General features: G+C 56.3%; 20 protein-coding genes. 9 read left to right on the forward strand and 11 right to left on the reverse strand.

Translation table 11 applies throughout. The features are described from left to right. Positions 1 to 523, forward strand: a 523-nt coding sequence (locus tag NE637_RS12365; protein WP_227123236.1) for a hypothetical protein, incomplete at its 5' end; no start/stop codon positions are given. A gap of 322 nt (positions 524 to 845) precedes the next feature. Here NE637_RS12365 and ahpC read toward each other — a convergent pair. Then, positions 846 to 1,412, reverse strand: coding sequence for an alkyl hydroperoxide reductase subunit C (ahpC, locus tag NE637_RS12370; protein ID WP_227118998.1), 567 nt, complete (start codon positions 1,410 to 1,412; stop codon positions 846 to 848). On the opposite strand from ahpC, the gene NE637_RS12375 reads away from it, so the two are divergent. The 3 genes from NE637_RS12375 (at position 1,411) to NE637_RS12385 (ending at position 2,620) form a co-directional block, all read left to right on the forward strand. Then, positions 1,411 to 1,641, forward strand: a complete 231-nt coding sequence (locus NE637_RS12375; protein ID WP_227119000.1) for a hypothetical protein — start codon at positions 1,411 to 1,413, stop codon at positions 1,639 to 1,641. The genes ahpC and NE637_RS12375 overlap by 2 nt on opposite strands. A 94-nt stretch (positions 1,642 to 1,735) precedes the next feature. Next, positions 1,736 to 2,197 carry a Fur family transcriptional regulator gene (locus NE637_RS12380; protein ID WP_192113301.1) on the forward strand — a complete coding sequence of 154 codons (462 nt, stop codon included), beginning with the start codon at positions 1,736 to 1,738 and terminating at the stop codon, positions 2,195 to 2,197. Between the two features lie 210 nt (positions 2,198 to 2,407). Next, on the forward strand, positions 2,408 to 2,620 hold the full coding sequence (locus NE637_RS12385) for a hypothetical protein (protein ID WP_192113300.1): 213 nt from the start codon (positions 2,408 to 2,410) through the stop codon (positions 2,618 to 2,620). A 166-nt stretch (positions 2,621 to 2,786) separates the two neighbouring features. On the opposite strand, the gene NE637_RS12390 is transcribed toward NE637_RS12385, so the two are convergent. The 3 genes from NE637_RS12390 to uvrA form a co-directional block, all read right to left on the reverse strand. Continuing rightward, entirely contained in the window at positions 2,787 to 3,956 is a 1,170-nt protein-coding gene (locus NE637_RS12390; RefSeq protein ID WP_227119002.1) for an MFS transporter, read from the reverse strand. Between the two features lie 14 nt (positions 3,957 to 3,970). Next, entirely contained in the window at positions 3,971 to 4,444 is a 474-nt protein-coding gene (locus tag NE637_RS12395; RefSeq protein WP_227119004.1) for a MarR family transcriptional regulator, read from the reverse strand. A 206-nt stretch (positions 4,445 to 4,650) separates the two neighbouring features. Continuing rightward, the gene (gene uvrA, locus NE637_RS12400; protein ID WP_192113297.1) at positions 4,651 to 7,608 is read right to left on the reverse strand and encodes an excinuclease ABC subunit UvrA; all 2,958 of its coding nucleotides are present in this window, start codon (positions 7,606 to 7,608) and stop codon (positions 4,651 to 4,653) included. A gap of 211 nt (positions 7,609 to 7,819) precedes the next feature. On the opposite strand from uvrA, the gene NE637_RS12405 reads away from it, so the two are divergent. Next, positions 7,820 to 8,431 carry a hypothetical protein gene (locus NE637_RS12405; RefSeq protein ID WP_215648095.1) on the forward strand — a complete coding sequence of 204 codons (612 nt, stop codon included), beginning with the start codon at positions 7,820 to 7,822 and terminating at the stop codon, positions 8,429 to 8,431. 166 nt (positions 8,432 to 8,597) lie between these two features. Here the strand turns inward: NE637_RS12405 and NE637_RS12410 are convergent, their stop codons facing one another. Then, positions 8,598 to 9,485 (reverse strand): DMT family transporter, encoded by an 888-nt coding sequence (locus tag NE637_RS12410; protein WP_215648096.1) that lies wholly within the window; start codon positions 9,483 to 9,485, stop codon positions 8,598 to 8,600. A gap of 111 nt (positions 9,486 to 9,596) precedes the next feature. Further along, complete coding sequence (locus NE637_RS12415; protein WP_215648097.1) at positions 9,597 to 10,187, reverse strand: TrmH family RNA methyltransferase; 591 nt, start codon at positions 10,185 to 10,187, stop codon at positions 9,597 to 9,599. 180 nt (positions 10,188 to 10,367) lie between these two features. Between NE637_RS12415 and NE637_RS12420 the strand changes: the two genes are divergently transcribed. Continuing rightward, on the forward strand, positions 10,368 to 11,825 hold the full coding sequence (locus NE637_RS12420; RefSeq protein WP_192113293.1) for a sodium:proton antiporter: 1,458 nt from the start codon (positions 10,368 to 10,370) through the stop codon (positions 11,823 to 11,825). 138 nt (positions 11,826 to 11,963) lie between these two features. On the opposite strand, the gene NE637_RS12425 is transcribed toward NE637_RS12420, so the two are convergent. Beyond that, positions 11,964 to 13,355, reverse strand: coding sequence for a radical SAM protein (locus NE637_RS12425; protein ID WP_192113292.1), 1,392 nt, complete (start codon positions 13,353 to 13,355; stop codon positions 11,964 to 11,966). 406 nt (positions 13,356 to 13,761) lie between these two features. On the opposite strand from NE637_RS12425, the gene NE637_RS12430 reads away from it, so the two are divergent. Continuing rightward, positions 13,762 to 14,832, forward strand: a complete 1,071-nt coding sequence (locus NE637_RS12430; RefSeq protein ID WP_227119006.1) for a BMP family lipoprotein — start codon at positions 13,762 to 13,764, stop codon at positions 14,830 to 14,832. 188 nt (positions 14,833 to 15,020) lie between these two features. Continuing rightward, positions 15,021 to 16,139 carry an alanine dehydrogenase gene (gene ald / locus NE637_RS12435; protein ID WP_227119008.1) on the forward strand — a complete coding sequence of 373 codons (1,119 nt, stop codon included), beginning with the start codon at positions 15,021 to 15,023 and terminating at the stop codon, positions 16,137 to 16,139. Positions 16,140 to 16,257: 118 nt separating this feature from the next. Here ald and NE637_RS12440 read toward each other — a convergent pair whose 3' ends face one another. From NE637_RS12440 to NE637_RS12455, 4 genes are all read right to left on the reverse strand, one after another. Continuing rightward, positions 16,258 to 17,256 (reverse strand): bifunctional methionine sulfoxide reductase B/A protein, encoded by a 999-nt coding sequence (locus NE637_RS12440; RefSeq protein WP_227119010.1) that lies wholly within the window; start codon positions 17,254 to 17,256, stop codon positions 16,258 to 16,260. A 274-nt stretch (positions 17,257 to 17,530) separates the two neighbouring features. Further along, complete coding sequence (gene galE / locus NE637_RS12445; RefSeq protein ID WP_227119012.1) at positions 17,531 to 18,517, reverse strand: UDP-glucose 4-epimerase GalE; 987 nt, start codon at positions 18,515 to 18,517, stop codon at positions 17,531 to 17,533. Between the two features lie 250 nt (positions 18,518 to 18,767). Beyond that, complete coding sequence (locus NE637_RS12450) at positions 18,768 to 19,214, reverse strand: flavodoxin (RefSeq protein ID WP_192113286.1); 447 nt, start codon at positions 19,212 to 19,214, stop codon at positions 18,768 to 18,770. A gap of 424 nt (positions 19,215 to 19,638) precedes the next feature. Then, a complete protein-coding gene (locus NE637_RS12455) occupies positions 19,639 to 20,007 on the reverse strand; it encodes a pyridoxamine 5'-phosphate oxidase family protein (RefSeq protein ID WP_215647921.1) in 369 nt (122 codons plus the stop codon). A gap of 225 nt (positions 20,008 to 20,232) precedes the next feature. Here NE637_RS12455 and NE637_RS12460 point away from each other — a divergent pair, with 225 nt between their 5' ends. Then, complete coding sequence (locus NE637_RS12460; protein ID WP_227119014.1) at positions 20,233 to 20,730, forward strand: RrF2 family transcriptional regulator; 498 nt, start codon at positions 20,233 to 20,235, stop codon at positions 20,728 to 20,730. The last annotated feature ends 110 nt before the right edge of the window (positions 20,731 to 20,840 follow it).

Genomic DNA, 20,840 nt, shown 5'->3' on the forward strand with positions numbered 1-20,840 from the left:
GGTTGCAGCCCTGCGGGCGCACTATTTCGCCCTTAGGCGAAGCTTGGGACGCCTGCGCGGCGCGCGGCAAGGCGGGGCCGGTTATGGGGCTACGCCCCCTTCTCGGCCCCCCTTGCATCCCCCCCGAAGCACCCCCATAAGAAGGGTTTTCAACTTCCTTAGCGTGGCGATGGCAACGCGTCTCTTGCTGCGGGAGCTTCCCTCGCTCGCCACGCTCGCTCAGGCGATCTCCCTCCGCGCCGCGTTAATGCCAGAGGACGCTTTTGCTTTGAATGTGGGACAGTTTCAACTCGATACCCCTAATATAATTGTTAGTTTCTGGATTGCATTTACATTATTCTCAGTAGCTCTGAATATTCTGACATCCCCGCAAATTACTTGTAACGATACCAATTTCCGTTCAGCCATGACCAGACAGGAAATTTACGAGTCAAAAAATATATTCACCATCAGAAGCTGGTCGTGGGGTCGCCTTCCTTATACTCGCCAGAGCGAAGCGAAGGCGATGGCTGGTGTTGAGTGAATTTGCAAAATACGCATTTTTTTGGCCTGACAAGGAAAAATCCTGTTTTTGAGCGCAGCGTACTCAAGTACGTGAGCATCAAAAACAGGATTTTAACGCCGTCAGGCCAAAAAAGTCGGGTTTGCGTAAATACGCTCGACAGGCTCCCCCACCCACCCCGCGTCCAAACAGTCCTGCCTTTCCTTCATCCACGCCGCCGCGCGGCAAAACCCACACGTCAAAAGAGGCCAACACTTGCGTGCTGGCCTCTTTTAGCGGGGTTGCCTGAGGAGGGCATTGGAGGAAGAGAAAGGCGCTGTGTCTGCGTGTGAAAAATCTCTGCCTAGATCTTGCCTACAAGATCAAGGCCGGGCTTAAGGGTGGCGCTGCCGGGCTTCCAGCGGGCTGGGCATACCTGATCGCCGTGTTCGGCCACAAACTGCGCGGCTTCCAGCTTGCGCAGCAATTCTTCAACATTGCGGCCAATGGGCGTATCGTGGATTTCATAGGCCTTGATGACGCCATCGGGGTTTACCAGAAAACTGCCGCGCAAGGCCTGCCCCGCGCCTTCAATCATCACGCCGAACGCGTTGGAGAGGGCTCCGGCGCAGTCTGCCAACATGGGGTAGCGAATCTTGGCAATGCTGGGCGAGGCATCGGCCCAGGCTTTGTGCACAAAGGCGCTGTCGGTCGATACGGAATAGACTTCGCAATTGAGCTTTTTAAACTGCTCGTAGTTATCGGCCAGATCTTCCAGTTCCGTGGGGCACACAAAGGTAAAGTCCGCGGGATAGAAAAAGAAGATGGACCAGTGGCCCTTTATATCTGCTTCGGTAACAGTTTTCAGCTCGCCATCGTGAAAAGCCTTTACGTTGAAAGGTTCAACCGCTTTATTGATGAGATTTCCCATGATTGTATCCTTATGGCGAAGCGTGACGCTCCGGCAGAGGTTGCTGCAACTTCGTTTTGAAAACAGTATTCAATCCTATTTAATCTGTCAAGAAATTACGGCTGAAAAATCTCTTTTTTCCGCACACGCCCTTGCTCTCCACGCGCCGCAACCCTACCATAGCTTGCAGGGCAGTAAAACAGTGCAAAACCGCCTTTTAGCCGCTGCATTGCTTTTTGCCTTTTTTTAGGCCAAAAGGTACCCTACATGCTGGCGACTGCAAGCCCTGGCCGCATCGACAGTTTTAACAAACGCACACTTGTTATTCGGGGGTGGGCATATATATGACAACACAGCAAAACAATGCCGGTCTTTCGGAATTTCTGGATTTCATGAACCGCAAAGGCCTGAACACCACATCCCAACGGCGAATCATAGCCGAGGCTTTTTTTGAATTGCCCGGGCACCACTCGCTTGAAGAATTTTATCAGCACGTGATCAAGCGCGATTCCGGCATCGGCCAAACCACCGTATACCGTACGCTCAAGCTGCTTTGCGATGCTGGCCTTGCCATGGAAATTCACTTCAGCGACGGCATCACCCGCTACGAAATTGCCAAGCCGGACAGCCATCACGACCACCTTGTCTGCCTTGACTGCGGCAAGATTGTGGAAATATGCGATCCGCGCATTGAAAAACTCCAGCGTGAAATGGCCGAAAAATACGGCTTCAAGCTGCGCGGTCATGTGCATAACCTGTATGGCATCTGCAAGGATTGCCGAGACAAGGCCGCCAAGGACGACTAAAGCCCACGCTTTGCGCTTTAGCGATTTTTTCGGGCTGCCCTTGGGCAGCCCTTTTTTATTCCGTAGTGAGCGGGTGTATGCTTTCCGCACAAGGCAAATAATTTTTATGGCCCGTTTAAATGAAGTTGACATTCATTTTCTACAAGAGCAAACTACTTGCATATCCTCCCTGCGCCGCAAGGAACTTTGGGGGAAACAAGAGGTGAAGACATGGATATTCAACTGATTATCGTCATACTGTGCATAATTGCGGCTGCATATTACTTTGGCCGCAGGATTTATACGGCGGTCAGCAAGGGCAAATGCGGCTGTTGCGATGGCGGCTGCGGCGATGGCAAAAAAAGCTCATGCGGCTGCACCCCCAACGATGCAGAGGCGCAGCGCCTTGAAAGCAAGCGGCTGAAATTTGACCCCAAAAAATAGAGATCAAGGCAAAAACTCCCGATCCCACATGCCCCCTCCTCCGGTTCGTCATGTAGGCAGAGTGCGAACCGGCTCAGCCCCGGCCCTGGCCTGTACCATGTGCCGGGGCTTTTTTCATGCTGCCCAATGAGACCGCAAAAAGTCACCACCTCATCGGCCAGGGGCGCTACTGCGCGAACCCCTCCTGCTCCAATGTTTTGCGGCCTTTCAGCGTCAGGGCTATACAGGCAGCAACAAAGGGCAGGCAGATCAGCATATTGATGGCAAGGGCAAGACCTGCATACTGGATGACAAGCCCGACAAGGCCAACGCCAAGTCCACCAATGCCGATGCCAAATCCCAGTGAAAATCCTGATGCCATTGCGGCCTGCCGGAAAAGCAGCTCTTGCGCCAGCACCACAATGGGCGAGAAGGACGAAAGAAGCGTCGCCCCGGCCAGGGCAAACACTACAGGTTGCAGGCCTGCGCCAACATGCAGAAAGAGGTAGAAAAAAATGGGAGAGAGGGCCAGGGACAAGAAAATAACAATGGTTTTACCGAACCTGTCTGAAAGATAACCACCCGCGATGCCGCCTGCTGCGCCAGAAAGCAGCAGAATGAACAGCAAGTGGGAGCAGACGGACAAGCTCATGCCCTGCTGTTGCAAGTACAGAGGAAGAAAGGCCACAAGGCCGGAATAAGTCAGCGTGCGGACGGCAATAATCAGCACCAGCTTGCTCAGCTCTTTCCAGGCGGGGCGCAGGGCCTCCATCATCGACACTGTTTCTGCCTGCGATCTTGCGGGCGTTTTCTGAGCCTTGAAGGCCAATAATACCGTAACAATAATGCCCGGCACCACAAAGTAGGGCGTGACGCTCAGGCCAAACCGTTCCACCAGCGGGATGACAAACAGGGGAGTAAGCGCCCAGCCAAGATTCCCCGAAGCCCCAAAAACAGCCTGATACATTCCCTTTTTCTGCTCGCTCGCAGCGCTAACCATAGCCGATGCCTGCGGATGAAAAGCCGCAGCTCCAAGACCGGAAAGGGCCGCAAGCGCAATCAGCATGGTGGAGCTGTGGGTCAGACCTATGCAGCTCAGCAGTATCGCCAGCCAGGCCGTGCCCACATATATCATCCAGCTCTGGTTTTTTCTGTCCACCATATAGCCAATAAGCGGCTGAGAAAGCGATGAGGTAATGGTAAAGGCGGAAATGGCAAACGAAACCTCTCCAATACCAAAACCAGCCGCAATGAGAAATGGCGTAAGTATAGGAATAATATTCATATACCAGTCATTCAGCATATGCGCGAACGATATGGAATACACAACGTCTTTTTTGACTGTTGCTGAATTCATTATAATATTCTCCATTATTCATCTTTCTCGCAATTTGTGTAAATCTGTTCATAGCCGCGTTCAACAAATGCGTTAATATCCATGAGGAAACGCAGTATAATTGCCTGCTCGTCTTCATCATATTTATTTACGATGCAGACTTTTTCGCCAAATGTTCTGTCATGGTTGATTTTATGGGCTTCAAATATTTTTTTTCCGCCTTCTGCAACCCTGAAATAGATATTTTTGTTATTTTCCGGCTCCTGATAACTTTCGATAAACTTTTTTTTCAGCAGTTTTTTGCAGATTTTGCTTATGGCCCCACGCGTCATGCCCATCTCGTTAGAAACCTTTGTCACATTGGCATGATCAAGAGTTCCTATCCAATGGATGCAATGAACCTCCGTGAGGTTCAGGTCATCAAAAAAGTCTTCTCTCCCATGCCTGAAGGCACCGGCATGCTCAGAAATTTTGATGAGCTCGGCTACAATCCTGTGAGGCTGATTCATGACTGCTCCTTTTTGTTGACATGGAAACAATCTTGAAAAATTGTTTCCATGTCAACAAAAATTCTGAACGAACGTATGCCCCGATCCATTCACTCGCTCCCAGGACGTCTGACAGAAAAAAGCGCATCCGGTAAACCGGATGCGCCCAACAAGCCGCCATGCAACAGGGCATTACGGCAGTCTGACAGTTTATTTATTTGAGGATGTTATTCCCGTCTGCGCTTGAGCCTGTCCAGCCTCTCCTGCATGAGGAAGCGCCCGGTGACGGAATTGGGGTCGGCAACAATGGCCTCGGGCGTTCCGGCAGAGACTATTTGCCCGCCGTTTTCGCCGCCGCCGGGACCCATATCCAGCACATGGTCGGATGCCAGAATCATGTCTGTATTGTGCTCGATAACCACCACGCTGGCTCCCCTGTCCACCAGCGCATGCAGCACCTTGATAAGCTTGCCCACCTCGTGCATGTGCAGGCCCGTGGTCGGCTCGTCAAGAATGTACATGGTTCCCGGCAGGGACCGCTTGCCCAATTCACGCGAAATCTTGATACGTTGGGCTTCGCCGCCCGAGAGAGTCGTGGCGGGCTGCCCCAGACGCAGATATTCCAGCCCCACCTCTTCCAGCACGGCAAGGCGGCGCTCCAGCGAGGGATAACTTTCAAAAAGCTGGCGGGCCTGATGCACGGTGAGGTCGAGCACCTCGGCGATGTTCAGGCCCTTGTAGCGCACTTCAAGGGTTTCGTGATTATAGCGTTTGCCCTTGCACACATCGCAGGTCACGTACACGTCGGGCAAAAAATGCATTTCAACGCGAATCTGCCCGTCGCCTCCGCAGGCTTCGCAACGGCCCCCACGCACGTTAAAGCTGAAACGCCCCGGCTTGTAGCCACGTTTGCGGGCGTCCTGAGTCATGGCAAAAATATTGCGAATTTCGTCAAAAATCTTGGTGTAGGTGGCGGGGTTGGAACGCGGCGTGCGGCCAATGGGCGTCTGGTCAATGGCCACAATGCGCTCCACAGGCGCGGAGCCTTTTTCATATTCCAGCCCGCCGATGGTGCCGGGCTGATCCACACGCAGGCCAAGGTTCAGGGCCACATGCTTGTAGAGCGTATCCACCACCAGCGAACTCTTGCCTGAGCCGGAAACCCCGGTCACGCAGGTGAGCACGCCCAGAGGGATGCGGCAATCAATATTGCGCAGGTTGTTGGTGGTGATGCCGTGCATGACCAGCGCCCCCTGTCCTTCGCGCCGCTCATCCGGCAGGGCGATCACGTCGTCGCCGCGCAGGTAACGGGCCGTGAGGGTATCCGCCTTGCCAAGCAGATCGTCCACCCGCCCCTGAAACATGATTTCGCCGCCCTGCGAGCCGGAGCCGGGACCAAGTTCAATGACCGTATCCGCCGCGCAGATGGTTGCCTCGTCATGCTCCACCACAAGCACGGTATTGCCGCGCGCCTGGAGTGAACGCAGGGTTCCCAGCAGCCGCTCGTTGTCACGCGGATGCAGACCGATGGAGGGTTCGTCCAGCACGTAGGTAACGCCAACAAGACCTGAACCGAGTTGCGATGCCAGACGGATGCGCTGGGCCTCGCCGCCCGAAAGCGTGGACATGGAGCGCCCCAGCGAAAGGTACTCAAGCCCCACGCTGCGCATGAACGACAGGCGATGGGTCAGTTCCTTCATGAGCGGTTCGGCAATGACAACATGCCGCCCCGTAAATTCACGTTTTTCCAGCCATTCCAGCGCGCGCTCAACCGAAAGGTTGCAGAACTGCGCGATATTCAGATCGTCCACCCGCACGGAAAGCGCGTTGGTGTTCAGCCGCGCTCCGTGGCAGTCCGGGCAATCCATGGTCTGCCGATAACGAGACAGGGCCTCGCGCCAGGCATCGCCGTACTGCATGCCGCTTTCAAGCAGGGGGATAACGCCGGGCCAGCGTTTTTCGCTCACGCCCACCTGCCCCTGCGTGCGCAGGGCATCAGAAAAATGCTCGCTCTGGTAATCGCCGCCAGCGCCAAGGGCCACGCTGCCGCCCATCCAGTTGCGGCGCAGGCCCAGCGAAGCGCGCGCGGGGCGGCCCTGTTCATCCTCGCCGTAAAAAAGAGCGGAAAGCGCGTCTTCGCTAAACTGCTCCAGCGGCGTGGAAAGCTGAAATTTGAAGCGTTTGCCCAGAGCCTTGAGGGCGTCCTCATAGCGGCTGAACATTTTATCCGTGGCCCAGGGCAGCAGTGCGCCCGTGTTCAGCGAAAGCCCCATGTTGGGCGCAATGAGGCGCGGCTCAAAATAATCCACGCCGCCAAGGCCTACGCAGCGCGGGCAGGCCCCTTGCGGCCCGTTGAACGAAAACAGCTGCGGGCTGGGAGCAGGCAGAGAAATACGGCAATGCGCGCACACCGAAGTGGTGGAATGCACGGTGTCTGCATCCTGCCCTGCGGCGGCCTTGTCCGGCTCGTGCAGCACAAGGCGGCCCTCGCCATAACGCAGGGCCAGCTCGACCGAATCCGCCAGACGCCCCCGAATGCCCTCCTTGTTCACCAGGCGGTCAACCACCAGATCAATGGAGTGCTTCTTGTTCTTGTCCAGCGTGGGCACATCGTCCAGCGTATAAAACTCGCCGTTGACGCGCACGCGGGCAAAACCTTCAGCCTTGAGTTTTTTGAACTTGTCCTGATGCGTGCCCTTCTGAAGTTCCACCAGCGGAGCCATGACCATAAACTTGGCGCCCTGCGGCAGGGCCATGATATCGCCAATGATTTCATCTGCCGCGCGGGCCTCGATGGGCCGCCCGCACTGGGGGCAATACATGCGCCCAAGCCTGGCAAAAAATACGCGCAAAAAGTCGTAAATTTCCGTGACCGTTCCCACGGTTGAACGCGGGTTGCGCGAAACGCTCTGCTGTTCAAGCGAGATTGCGGGCGAAAGCCCCTCGATCTTTTCCACGTCCGGCTTGTCCATCTGGGGCAAAAACTGGCGGGCGTAGGCAGACAGCGATTCCACATAGCGGCGCTGGCCTTCGGCGTACACGATATCGAACGCCAGCGTTGACTTGCCGGAACCTGACGGGCCGCAAATCACCACCAGCTCGTCGCGTGGGATGTCCAGGCTGATGTTTTTGAGGTTGTGCTGGCGGGCCTTTTCGATGTGGATGCAGGGCTTGCTTGTGTTCATGAAAGCATATGTAAGCGGCCCAAGGGGCATTGGCAAGGGCAGAGACAGCGTATTTTTGCGCGCGCCCGCCGCTGCAAAATACGCCCGCCCCCGCCCAACCGCCCGGCTCGCGCAATCCTTTGCCTGCGTGCATGGACAAGCCTTGCCGAAAGCGGTATAAAAATTTTTACAGCACGTCTGTTTCTGCAACCATCTGTCTGCGGGAGGATGTATGCCGCGTCATATACACTGTTTACTGATTGTTCTGTTGCTTGCCGCACTGTCGGATTCTGCGCAGGCCGCCGAAAGCGAGGTCACTGCCCGCAGTATCTTTGCACTGCTGCCCGAAAGTATTTTTGAAAACACTCCTGAAGGTCTGAGTCCGCAGGAAAAGCAGAAACTGCTTTCCGCAGGGCATTCGGAATTTTGGGAGATCGCCGGAGAAACGGAGGACGTTCTGGTGTTCGCCTCCATGCCGTTCAGGGATACAGCCGTTGCCCTGCGCCTGTTCCGCAACGTTGCGGACGGCTCCGTACTTGCCGCATTCGGCACTCTGGGCGGCGCGGTGTGCACCCTTGAGTTGTGGCGGGTTGACTCCTCTGGCCGCGCCGTACCTGTGGACACCCCGCAAGAACCGGACATAAGCGCCTTTTTTGCCCCGGGCCGCAAAATGCCGCCCGATGTTCAGGCTACGGTCATGATCTGCCTTGGCCTCGGCGGTCTCAAGGCGCAGCCCATGTTCTGGACCAATACGGGCATGGCACATGTCCCGGTAGACAATGACGTAAGCTTTCAGTGGAATGGCAAAAGTTTTGACAAGCTGGTGCAGCCGCAGGCTGATTAGCAGCTCAGCATAAAAATCAGGGTTGGGTTCCCGCAAGGGAAAGGCCCGTTTCTGACGGAGAATATCCAGCAGAAACGGGCCTTGTTTTTGTGTAAAAAGTCAGCGTGGCGGCAACAGCTACATGGCTATTTTATTCTCTGGCGTTGCCAGAAAGCAAAAGAACCGTTTAACCCCGCCTGCCCGCAAGGCTGAACAGCACCAAAGCCCCCATGATGATCGCCCCGCCCGCAAAGGTGGAGGCCTCCGGCAGGCCGCCCGTCACCGCAAAATCAAGCAGCATGGACAAAAAGGGCGTCAGGAACATGTAGTTGGTCACAAGGCTTGTGCGGGGGGCAAGGGCAAGGGCTCTGGTCCAGAGCAGGTAGGCAGCCGCGCTGGGGAAAATCCCCAGAAAAAGTGCAAGCCACAGCGCGCTGGCGGGCGCAGCCTGCAACTGGGCCACGGTTTGCGGCAGGCAGTACAGCAAAAACAGCGTACCCGCAAAAAAACTCCAGGCGGCGATTTCCATGGAGCCGTAGTGTCGCGACAACGTGCGCTGCGTGATATTATAGAGACTTATGAGCACTGCGGCCACCAGCACCCAGCCCATGCCGGGGGCCAGCATAAATCCGCGCCCGCCGCCGTTCATCACCACTACGCCGCCAAATGCCAGCGCAAGCGCCAGCCAGCGCAGCACGGGCAAACGCTCACTGAAAAACAGACGCGCCAGCGCCGCCGTCAGAATGGGAGCCGTGGAAATGACAATGCAGTTGGTCGTGGGGTTGAGGGTGATGGAACCCTCATTGAAGGCCAGCAGATACAGCGTGAAGCCGCTCAGCCCTGCTGCCGCAAACAGGGGCAGATGCCGGGCAGAAGGGACAAAAAATCCCCCGCGCCCCCTGCCCCTTGCCAGCAGGATGCCAACAAAGGCCAGCGACGCCACAGCGCAGCGCACAAGGCCCAGCGGCCCCGGCGTAAAAAACGCCAGCGCAACCTTGGTGTACACATAGGCGGTTGACCACAGCACGACGGTGGCAAAGGCATAGGCCTGACAGATCAGCGCGGGATTGTTCATGACTATTCTTGGCGAATAGTTACATGCTGCGGAAGCCCGAAGTATCGCCCGCATACGCCGCGCGGGCGGCCCGGGCTTTCGTGGCCGGATATCGGCCAGTTCGGGCTATCGCTATTTTTCCAGCCACTCCCCAAGACGGGTTGCGAGAGTTGCCTCATCAAAGCGCGGGGTGGCGTACATGCCTGCGGCCTCGCGCTGGCGGGCTGCTTCTGCAAGAATGATAGCTGAAGCCACAGACACGTTGAAGCTCTGGATCATGCCGTACATGGGGATGTACAGCTCGCCATCGGCTGCGGCCAGCAGTTCCGGCTCAACGCCGCTGTGCTCGTTGCCCATAATCACTGCCGTGGGGCGGGTAAAATCCCATTCCCGCATGGGGCGGGCCTTTTCTGTAAATGAGGTGGCAAGCACCTGCATGCCCTGACCGCGCAGGTCGGCAAGCATGTCTTCGCTGGTTTTATGGCGCACGCTTTCCACCCACTTGCGGGCAGAAGCAGAGGTTTTGCGCCCCAGCACGGGAAAAGCCGTGTTGGTGTAATACAGGTGCACGCGGCTGACGCCAAAGGCATCGCACGAACGGTAAATGGCCGAAACGTTGTGCGGGTCGTGAATATTGGCAAGCACCAGCGTAAGGTCCGGCTGGCGGTGACTCAGCACTTCCAGAAAGCGGGCCTTGCGCCGTGCTGTAGGTTCTTTGGGCATAGCTGATTCCTTACACATTGTAATTTATTGCTGCCCTTGTGTGGCAGAAAACGGCCTTTCAGGCAAGTGCGCCGATCTGCAGGGATGGACGGATAATGCCAATTAGGGTACATTTAACACACTAGTCTTGGCCGATTTTTCTTATCGACCTGCAATCCATTCACTTTTTTCAGGAGCAACATGAATCTATTCCGCCTCTCTGCATATGCTCTGAGCGCACTGCTGCTTACTCCCTACACGGCTCTTGCCGCCGCCGACCATCTTACAGTTCCCGGCTCCCTCTCCGCATGGTGGATCATCCCTTTTGCGGGCATGCTGCTTTCCATAGCCATACTGCCGCTGACCGCCCATGTTTTCTGGGAACATCACAGGGGCAAGATTTCCATTTTCTGGGCGCTCGCCTTTCTTGTCCCATGTCTGGCTGTCTATGGCCCCGGCGTGACCTTCTATGAATTCTGCCACATCATCCTGCTGGATTACGTGCCCTTCCTTGTGCTCCTTTTTTCACTGTACACGGTTGCGGGTGGAGTACGCCTTAAGGGCTCCCTCACGGGTACGCCGCCAGTGAATCTGGGCATTCTTGCCATAGGAACCGTGCTGGCAAGCTGGATGGGCACCACAGGAGCGGCCATGCTGCTTGTGCGCCCGCTGCTGCGGGCCAATGCGCACCGCAAATACCGTGTGCATTCTGTGGTATTTTTCATCTTTCTGGTGGCAAACATCGGCGGTTCACTCTCGCCGCTGGGCGACCCGCCGCTGTTTCTGGGTTTTTTGAAGGGCGTGGACTTTTTCTGGACAACCTCACACCTGTTTTTGAAAACCCTGAGCCTGTCCACAGCCTTGCTGGCGATCTATTTTGTTCTGGATATGGTGCTTTATAATAAGGAGGGCCGCCCCGTACCACCGATCAGCCCTGCTGACTCCGCGCCCGCGAAGCCGGGGCAACTAATGCCCAGCCAGGAAAAACTCGGGCTTGACGGCAAGATCAACCTGCTGTTCCTGCTGGGCGTGGTGCTTGCCGTGCTGCTTTCCGGCCTGTTCCCGCTGGGAACAATCGCCACGGTGGGCGGCGTGCCTCTGGAAGCCCAAAACGTGCTGCGCGATGCCGCCCTGCTCTGCCTGGCGTGGCTTTCCATGCGCCATACCAGCCGCAGATGCCGCGAACTGAACGGCTTTACGTGGGGGCCCATTGAAGAGGTGGCCCAACTGTTCTTTGGCATTTTTGTCAGCATGATTCCGGCCATGGCCATTCTCAAGGCAGGAACCTCCGGCGCGCTGGCCCCGCTGGTGGAACTGGTCTCGCGTGATGGGCAGCCGGTCAATGCCATGTACTTCTGGCTGACGGGCATTCTTTCCAGCTTTCTGGATAACGCCCCGACATACATGGTCTTTTTCAACACGGCGGGGGGTGATGCGCAAACGCTCATGCACCATATGCCCGAAACTCTGGCGGCCATTTCGGCTGGCGCGGTCTTTATGGGCGCATGCAGCTACATAGGCAACGCGCCCAACTTTATGGTGCGGGCCATTGCGGAAGATCAGGGCGTGCGTATGCCTGGGTTTTTCGGCTACATTTTATGGTCGGTCTGCATTCTTGTGCCGCTGTTTGCCCTGCTGACCTGGTTTTTCTTTACCTAGGCGGCTGGGCTGGCCGGGGAGCTGACTGCTGACACAACCTGACAACGCCAACATGCAAAAAGGCGGGCATGAAGCCCGCCTTTTTGCGTTAACAACAGAGTACGCTTGCCGTTGAGGGTTTTATCTGCAAGCGGTCTGTTAAATGAATTCGTCAATACGGCCAGCGCGCACCTTGGTCAGCAGCCTTTTGGCCGCGCCAAGCTCACCCGTGGTCATCCTTTCCATTTTTTCGGCCAACAGCTGTTCGCCAATCATGCGCGTGTAGGGCGTAGCGTAGTGCAGCAAAAATTCCAGGAACGACGCCGCAGAGTTGGGGCCGCACTGATTTTTCATGCCGCACTCGCGTACCATGGAAAGGAACTCCTCGCCCGTGCGCCCCAGCCGGGGGCAGGCCGCGCAAAATGACGGCAGGTGGCGGGCTTCTTCCAGCAGAAAACGCACCACTTCATCCACATGGCAGTCTTCGCCAATGGGGAAGGGAACCTTGTGCTCGGGATTGTCGATCCAGTTGCCGTAGGGGTTGGCAACGCTGCCTGTGAGCAGTTGCGAAGCACCCGCGCTACAGCCATCGCGCCACAGGCCCGCAGGTTCCTTGGTGGTCAGGATGATGCCAGCGTAAGGAACCGCCAGCCGGGCAATAGCCACGCAGCGCAGGTAGTCGGCATCGCTCACGGGATAGGGAGTTTGCATGTTGCTGCCGGGGGCGCAACGCATGCGGTGCAGGCTCAGGGTGCGGCAGCCGGTGTCATAGGCCCGCAGCAAGTGCGCCTGATGCTGCACAATACCCAGCAGGTCATACTGCCAGGGGCCAAGGCCCAGCATCAGGCCGCCGCCCACGTCCGGCACACCCGCCTGAAAAGCAACATCTGCGGCGTTCAGCCGGGCGTAGTAATCACTCTTGGGGCCAGAGATATGGGCCGCGCGATAACTGGCCTCGTGGTAGGTGTCCTGATAGATCAGCACGGTTCCCACATACGATTCCAGCAGGGCGGCATACTCGTGCGATTCCAGAGCGCCCACGTTTACGTTGACGCTGTGCACTTCGCCCACGCCGTCAAAAGCCGTGTACAGGATGCTGATGGCCTCGGCCAGATATTCAATATCCGCATTGGGCAATTGGCCGCTGACAAGAAAAATACGCTTGTGACCCTGACGGATAAGCTTGAGGGCGGCCTCACGCATTTCAGGCGAGGTCATGTACTTGCGCTCAACGGCCTTGTTGCTTTTGCGGTTGGCGCAATACAGGCATTCGCTACCGCAGTGGTTGGAGATGTGCAGGGGCGCAGAAAGCACAATGCGGTCGCCGTAAACCTGTTGCTTAACTTCATCGGCGGCTGCCATGATGCGGCCAACGCCCACGCCGTCCTGCACACGCATGAGGGCAACGGTTTCCGCCAAGGTTAAAGGCTGTAATTCAAGTGACTTGTTGAGGATATCCCGAAGCTCTGCGGCGTCAGGTGCTGTTTCCCTTTCCAGAGCTGTACCAATGGCCTGGGCATCAAACCAGCGGGGCTGTGCATCAACAGACATGGGAACCTTCCTTGCAATAATTTTCAATAATTTCAGCAGAATTAGCGCAATAACAATCCTGCGCTTCATGTTACTTTGTTCACAAGCAACACGTTATTTATTTCACATTCGCAAGTCAAGGTGTGTACGCCAAGTTGTTTGATTAATCAAACTATAAATTTTACGGGCAGCAACAAAATAAGTTAAATTAAACTGGATAGATATAATTTGCGGCATCCAGCCTTATTAAAAAATCAAACACATAAAAATTTTTTGTATTTATTTGCGCAGTGTCAGCCAACAGATGTTCTTGCGCCGCAAAAGCCACAGCGATATATTGCGCATGGCGAAAAAGGCGCGGTCTGCCTGCCAGAAACCTTAAAAAAAACAGATCCCGCTGCCGACACTTTCACTCCAAGGAAAATCCATGTTCCCACTCCGCCCCGTGTCCCTTGTGCTGACACTCCTGCTCTTCCTTTGCCTTGGCTTTTCCCGGCCCGCCCATTGCGCAGGCGCCGAAAAGACGCAAGGCCCCCTGCGCGTGGCCCTGTTGCTTGAAACGCCCACGGGCGACAACGACTGGAACGACAGCCTTGTTGACGGCTTGAGGCAGGCCGAGCGCGAGCTGGGCATCAAGGCCTCTGTGATTACAGCTCAGCCAGGGCATGACGAGGCGGCGCTTCAGGAAATGTTTCGTAGCGCTGCGGGCAACAATGATCTGGTGCTGGTGGCCTCCAATGGCCTGCACGAAGTGCTGCGCAACAACGCCGCAAACTTTCGCCGCACCATGTTTGGCTGCATTGATGCCGGCATCCGCGCGCCCAATATAATGTCCGTGACCTTTGCCGACGAGCAGGCTGCCTATCTTGCCGGGGCGGCTGCGGCCATGCTTGCGCGCCAGACCAGCATGCCCGGCATAAGCGGACGCAAAATTATCGGCTGGATAACGGGCGAGGACTGCCCCGCCATGCGCTCCCTGCTGGGAGGATTCACCGAGGGCGCGCGTGTGATTGATCCTGAGGTGCGTGTCGTCAACGTGGTTACAGGCTCATTCGCCAATGCGGAGGCTGGCCGCGCCGCAGCGAAAAATCTGCTCGACCAGGGTGCGGATGTTCTGGTGCTGGCCAGCGGCATGGGCAACGGCCCTGCATTGCAGGAGGTTAAAGCGCGCAACGCCTACGCCGTGGGCCTGAACACTGACAAGGACAGCCTGCTGCCCGGCCATGTACTCACCTCCATCCTCAAGCACCCCAACAAGGCCGTGTACGAGATCATAGCCGCAGCGGCCTCCGGCCACTTTGCAGGCAAGGAAATCCTCGTGCGCGACCTGCAAAACGGTGGTGTGGACATTACATCCATGGAGCCTTTCAAGGCTGCGGCTGGCAAGAATCTTCCCCCGGATATGGATCGCCGCCTGCGCGAACTGCGGGGTGAAATCCTCAACGGCGGCATCCGGCTCAAATCATTGCGGGAACGCACCTTGTGCGATTGTCTGTAAGAACACGCCGCAAAACATCGCAATTTCATTGCTGATAAACGGGAAAAAATATACGGTTTCATATCGGGCGGATCAGGCCGCCCGCAAGGCGTCATCCCCCCCTGCGCCCCAGACCATGGAAGAAGCATGCCCCCAGCGTAACCGGTATTGCCGGTTTCGCCACAACCATAAGCTTGCGAGGACTATCCATGATTATTGGCGTCACCAAGGAGATCAAGGCCGATGAATACCGTGTGGGCATCACGCCCGCCGGGGTCAAGGCGCTCACTGACCACGGGCACAAGGTCCTGGTAGAAAGCGGCGCAGGGCTTGGCAGCCGTATTGGCGATGACGAATTTGCCAAGGCTGGCGCGAGCATGCTGCCAGTGGGCGATGTATGGGCCAAGGCTGAAATGATCATGAAGGTCAAGGAGCCACTGCCCAGCGAATACAAATATTTCCGCCCCGGCCTGTTGCTCTTTACCTACCTGCACCTTGCGGCGGACAAGGAGCTTACCGACGCCCTGCTCAATTCCGGGGTGGTGGGCCTTGCCTACGAAACCGTACAGCCCAAGGACCGCAGCCTGCCGCTGCTGGCCCCCATGTCTGAAGTGGCGGGCCGTATGGCCGTGCAGATGGGTTCCTACATCCTGACCAAACAGGCAGGCGGCGCGGGTATGCTGCTGGGCGGAGTGGCTGGCGTGCAGCGCGCCAGGGTCGCCATTGTGGGCGGCGGCACCGTGGGTACGGAAGCCGCCAAGATGGCCATGGGCCTTGGCGCGGAAGTTACCATTCTGGACAACAATCTGAACCGCCTGCGCTATCTGGGCGACATTTTCTCTTCCCGCGTCCAGACCCTTGCTTCCAATGAATACAATATCGCCGGGGCTGTACAGGAGTCCGACCTTGTTATCGGCTCCGTGCTTATTCCCGGCGCCATGGCCCCGAAACTGGTGACAGAAGCCATGATCAAAACCATGCGCCCCGGCAGCGTGGTGGTGGACGTGGCCATTGACCAGGGAGGTTCGTTTGAAACCACGGCGGGCAGGGCCACAACCCACCACGAACCCACCTATGAAAAGCACGGCGTCATCCACTATGCCGTTGCCAACATTCCAGGGGCCGTGCCGGTCACTTCAACCTATGCCTTGACCAACGCGACTCTGCCCTTTGCCGTGGAGCTGGCGGACAAAGGCTGGAAGAGCGCCTGCCGCGAAAATATCGCCCTTGAGCGCGGCCTCAATACGGTTGATGGGCAGTGCACCTTTGCTGGCGTGGCCGAAGCCTTTGGGCTGCCCTGCGCCTCCACTGCCCAGATTCTGCGTTAACTGCAAAAAATTCAAAAAAATTCAGGCCCGTTTCAGGGAGAGCAGACGCTCCGCCACCTGAAACGGGCCTGTCTGCGTTCAGCAGAGGAAAATAGCGGGCCGCTGTCAGCCAAGCCCTTTATTTAACCGGGGTTCCATCCACCCGTTGCGAAAAGCGCGGCACAGACATGTGGCATACGCCCCGCCCCGTGCGGCGGGCAAAATCCTGATGGTAGGCCTCGGCCTCATAAAAAGGCCCGGCAGGCGCAATCTGCGTAACCACCTTGTAGCCAAGCTCGCGCAGGCGCGCCACCAGCTTTTCTGCCACAGCCTTTTGCTCAGCGCCCTGATAAAAGACCGCAGAGCGATACTGCTCGCCCCAGTCCGGCCCCTGCCTGTTGAGCTGGGTGGGATCGTGAATTTCAAAAAAACGGCGCAAAATCTGCTCGTAGCCTACGCGCGAGAGGTCGTAGCGCACCAGCACGGCCTCCGCATGGCCGGTATCTCCCCGGCACACGTCTTCATAACTGGGGTTGACCGTGTGACCGCCCGTGTAGCCCGAGATCGCCTCGCACACTCCCGGTATTTTCTGAAAAGCGTCTTCCACCCCCCAGAAGCAGCCGCCAGCCACAATGGCTGTGGCCGTGCATCCTCCAGAGGCACCTGTCAGCGCCGAAGCCCCCGTAGCCGCCAGCGGAGCGCCCCCGGCAGCGGAGGTTTCCTTTTTGGCGGCCAGCCGCGCCAGAGCCGCTTTTTCCGCATCGCTGCCCGCAGGGGCAAAACTCATGGACAGCGAATTGACGCAATATCGCGTGTTTTTTTCTGTAAATCCTTCGCCTTCAAACACATGCCCCAGATGCCCGCCGCAGTTGGCGCAGATAATCTCAACCCTGCGGCCATCGGCATCGGGCACACGGCGCACCGCGCCGGGCACTGCCGTGTCAAAGCTGGGCCAGCCGCAGCCGGACTCGAACTTGTCGTCAGAATGGTAGAGCGGCATGCCGCACTGGCGGCAGATATAGGTGCCCGCCTCATGATTGTTGACATATTTGCCCGTATAGGGCGGCTCTGTGGCCTTGCGCAACAGCACATCCGCCTCCAGGCCTGAAAGCGGCGGCATGGGATACGTGTTTTGCATCGAAACCTCCGAAGCTGAGGGCGAAGCGCCAGAAACCGCCAACGGCAGACCCGGCAGCAGAGCCAACAGCATGAATGTGCAAATAAGGAGACAACTCGTTCGTCCTAATCTGGGCATGGGTTCCTCCCGGCGCAGGCTGCGCATACGTTTTACATAAGCACAAGGGCGATCATGTCGAGGGGGATGCACGGTCTGCCCTTCCAGCGCGCCGCACAAAAAAGCGCCCATCCGCAGAGCGGACAGGCGCAAGACAGTTGCGGCGCAAACCGGCATGTTATTCGGCAAATCCTTCTGGATTACGCGAGTGCCAGTTCCAGGCCGAGGCGATGATGCTGTCTATATCAGCGCGGGCTGTCCAGCCCAGCACCTCGGCGGCGCGCTGGGCGGAGGCCACCAGCCGTGCCGGATCGCCGGGGCGGCGCGCGCCGATGCTGACGGCAATGTCGCGCCCGGTCACACGGCGCGCGGCTTCCACCATCTGCCGCACAGAAAATCCCGTGCCGTTGCCCAGGTTGCACACTTCGCTGCCGCCGCCGCCGCGCAGGTAGTCCACAGCACGCAGATGCGCGTCGGCCAGTTCCATCACGTCCAGATAGTCGCGAATGCACGTACCGTCGGGTGTGGGATAATCATCGCCAAAAATGGTGACATGGGGTCTTTTGCCCAGCGGCACCTGAAGAATGATGGGGATAAGATGGCTTTCCGGCCTGTGATCCTCGCCAATAAGGCCCTGAGGCCATGCGCCAGCCACATTGAAATAACGCAGGATAACAGAGCGGATACCGTGCGCCCTGCCCACCCAGTGCATCATGCGCTCCATGGCGAGCTTGCTTTCGCCATAGGGATTGGTGGGCCGCAGTGGCGCGTGCTCGGGAATGGGAACGACATCAGGTTCGCCATAGACCGAAGCCGTGGACGAAAACACGATTTTGTCCACCCCGTGGCGCGCCATGGCTTCAAGCAGCACCATCATGCCATGCATGTTGTTCTGAAAATATTTGAGCGGCTGTTCCATGCTCTCACCCACAAGGGAGCAGGCGGCAAAGTGCAGCACGGCCTCAATGGGCTGTTCTGAAAATACGGCATCAAGCAATGCCGGATCACGCATATCGCCGGAATAGAGGCGCACATCCTGCGGAACGGAACTACGATGTCCCGTAAGAAAATTGTCGAGCACCACAGGTGTTTCGCCACGCTCCAAAAGGGCGCGCACATTGTGGGAACCGATATATCCGGCACCGCCGCAAACCAGAATTGCCATGAACTCCTCGCTTGTCCGTTACGTTTCGCTCTTGCGAACAATAATTCTGCACTCGACGTAAGGGTTTGGCAAGAGGTGCAATGTCTTGTCTGCGCACCGGTACAGCCTGAGAGTGAGAATCGGAGAAGAGCTGCACGATGAACGCAAAGAAAAAGCCCGCCGGCTTCAGGACAGACATGACACTGACCTGTGGAACACAGCGGGCCCATATGACGCAGCCGAAAGGCTTAACGCCGTGCGCAGCAGAATTTTACAACTGCTTGAGCACATCCTCGGCAAACGAGGCCACGGCTTCGGGGTCGTTGGAGGCGTCGCCTTCCATCTTGAGCCCCTCGGCAATGATGATCGCGCCCAGTTCCTTGGCGCGCTCTTCAATGGCAGGCACCGCGCCGCAAAAATGTTCATATTCATGGTCGCCGGATGCAAAGGCGGCTACCTTGCGGCCAGCCAGCCCGATGCGGTCAAATTCCTCAAACAGGGACAAAAAGTCGTCCTGCATTTCCAGGTCTTCCATGCCCCAGGCCGAGCAGCCAAACAGCACGGCATCGTAGCCGTCAGCCAGGTTCTCTGCCGAGGCGTCCGCCGCGTTGAGCAGCGTGACTTCATGCCCGCCAGCAACAATCAGTTCTTCAAGCTTCTGGGCGATGCTTTCCGTATTGCCAGTGCTGGAACCAAAAACAATCAGTACCTTACTCATGACATTCTCCTTCGTTGCGTCTTATTTAAAATTGAAATTCATTTTCTAAATGGATAGGGATGTTCGATTCGCCTGTCAAGGGAAACCACTCTGCCCGATAAATTTTGCCGAATATTTCAGCACAGTTCACCGGATTATTTTTTTGTGCTCCACGGCGTGAGGTACCCTGCGCAAGTCCACATCATCACCAGCGCAGAAAAACTTCTGTGACGCACATCACAAACTGCAGAAAGATTGAATCTCCAGATGCATTTTATTTGCCCTGAAACCGCCGCAACAGACTGCCGCACATCTGGCTTTATCACAGAAGCCCAGAATGTACGTACACTCTGGGCTTCTCTACGGTGCGCCGAGGTTTTCAGCCAAGCATTCTGGCAGTTCTGCCATGCCTATGTTTGGTTGACGCAGCCTGATGCTGATCTGATCACAGCGTTTTTTCGATGCTTGATACAGTCACAACGAGCACCCGGCTTGTGAAGGGACACTTTGCTTTCATCTGGTCAAAAAGGGGGCCGGACTGCAAAAATTCTGCATTCCCTTCAATAAGGAAACCTCGTCCCATTTTTTTGCCCTGCGCTTCCTTACTCCCCACAGTAAGCTTGACCCTGCTGTTTACCTCCGCGTTTGCCTGCGTTTTACGCATGCCAGCAGCAGGAATGAGTATGGTTTTGTCATCAGGGATGATCAGGTATGAATTCCAGGTATTAACCACATGAGGCTCAACCGTTGCCCAGCTCACAATGGACACAACCCCTTCGTGCGAAATAACTTCATGAAATTCTTTGGTAAGCATTTTAGCTCCTCCGCTATTTAGATATATTATAGATAATTATTATCTGCGATATATCTAAATCAACCGTTTCACCTCGTCAACCTTTTATGTAGGCATCAGGCAAAAACCACTTCGAGTAATCTTTTAACATGCCAGTTTCATTTGATTAGCTTATAATCAACTTGACTTGGCAGAACACCTGACCCATTATTTCCTTTCTGTATCTCTAATAGCGAGGATAGCCGATTGCAGTTCAGCGTAGGCGTGGAGTACGCCCTTCATTCACTCTTTTATTTACTGGGCCTTCCGCAGGGCAAGGTGATTGGCATCAAGGAACTCTCTGCCCTTCACGGTATTTCAGAAACATACCTGTCAAAGGTGTTTACCCGTTTGCGCAAAGGAGGCATTGTCCGCTCTGTACCAGGCGTCAATGGCGGATATGAGTTGGCCCGGCCTGCATCTGACATTTCGTTTTGGGACATTGTAGAGGCCGTAGAAGGCGCTGCCTATATCTTTCAGTGCGCTGAAATACGGCAAAAGAATTCACTGTTCAGCAACGAATATGCCCTTACGCCCCCCTCGTGCCCCTGCCTGATCAAAGTGGTCATGTCTGAGGCAGAAGACCAGATGCGCAATTACCTGCGGGAAAAATCACTTCAATGGCTTATGGATCAGGTGACAAAAGATTTTTCAGAATCAAAAAAACAGCTCATTACGAGCTGGCAAAAGCAGTCGTCCAGTTAATGGACATCCCAACGTGTCGGTCGTAAAGGGAAACTGTATAAAAACTGTGTGCAAACACCTGCGGACATAACAGTCCCGCAAGAGATCATACCAACCGCTCTAACGCCCTG

The organism is Desulfovibrio desulfuricans, assembly GCF_024460775.1.
GTDB classification, from domain to species: Bacteria; Desulfobacterota; Desulfovibrionia; order Desulfovibrionales; family Desulfovibrionaceae; genus Desulfovibrio; species Desulfovibrio desulfuricans_E.

Coding starts and splice junctions, on each gene's coding strand:
- NE637_RS12375 (WP_227119000.1), top strand. CDS start 1,411: ATGATTGTATCCTTATGGCGAAGCGTGACGCTCCGGCAGAGGTTGCTG.
- ahpC (WP_227118998.1), bottom strand. CDS start 1,412: ATGGGAAATCTCATCAATAAAGCGGTTGAACCTTTCAACGTAAAGGCT.
- NE637_RS12380 (WP_192113301.1), top strand. CDS start 1,736: ATGACAACACAGCAAAACAATGCCGGTCTTTCGGAATTTCTGGATTTC.
- NE637_RS12385 (WP_192113300.1), top strand. CDS start 2,408: ATGGATATTCAACTGATTATCGTCATACTGTGCATAATTGCGGCTGCA.
- NE637_RS12390 (WP_227119002.1), bottom strand. CDS start 3,956: ATGAATTCAGCAACAGTCAAAAAAGACGTTGTGTATTCCATATCGTTC.
- NE637_RS12395 (WP_227119004.1), bottom strand. CDS start 4,444: ATGAATCAGCCTCACAGGATTGTAGCCGAGCTCATCAAAATTTCTGAG.
- uvrA (WP_192113297.1), bottom strand. CDS start 7,608: ATGAACACAAGCAAGCCCTGCATCCACATCGAAAAGGCCCGCCAGCAC.
- NE637_RS12405 (WP_215648095.1), top strand. CDS start 7,820: ATGCCGCGTCATATACACTGTTTACTGATTGTTCTGTTGCTTGCCGCA.
- NE637_RS12410 (WP_215648096.1), bottom strand. CDS start 9,485: ATGAACAATCCCGCGCTGATCTGTCAGGCCTATGCCTTTGCCACCGTC.
- NE637_RS12415 (WP_215648097.1), bottom strand. CDS start 10,187: ATGCCCAAAGAACCTACAGCACGGCGCAAGGCCCGCTTTCTGGAAGTG.
- NE637_RS12420 (WP_192113293.1), top strand. CDS start 10,368: ATGAATCTATTCCGCCTCTCTGCATATGCTCTGAGCGCACTGCTGCTT.
- NE637_RS12425 (WP_192113292.1), bottom strand. CDS start 13,355: ATGTCTGTTGATGCACAGCCCCGCTGGTTTGATGCCCAGGCCATTGGT.
- NE637_RS12430 (WP_227119006.1), top strand. CDS start 13,762: ATGTTCCCACTCCGCCCCGTGTCCCTTGTGCTGACACTCCTGCTCTTC.
- ald (WP_227119008.1), top strand. CDS start 15,021: ATGATTATTGGCGTCACCAAGGAGATCAAGGCCGATGAATACCGTGTG.
- NE637_RS12440 (WP_227119010.1), bottom strand. CDS start 17,256: ATGCAAAACACGTATCCCATGCCGCCGCTTTCAGGCCTGGAGGCGGAT.
- galE (WP_227119012.1), bottom strand. CDS start 18,517: ATGGCAATTCTGGTTTGCGGCGGTGCCGGATATATCGGTTCCCACAAT.
- NE637_RS12450 (WP_192113286.1), bottom strand. CDS start 19,214: ATGAGTAAGGTACTGATTGTTTTTGGTTCCAGCACTGGCAATACGGAA.
- NE637_RS12455 (WP_215647921.1), bottom strand. CDS start 20,007: ATGCTTACCAAAGAATTTCATGAAGTTATTTCGCACGAAGGGGTTGTG.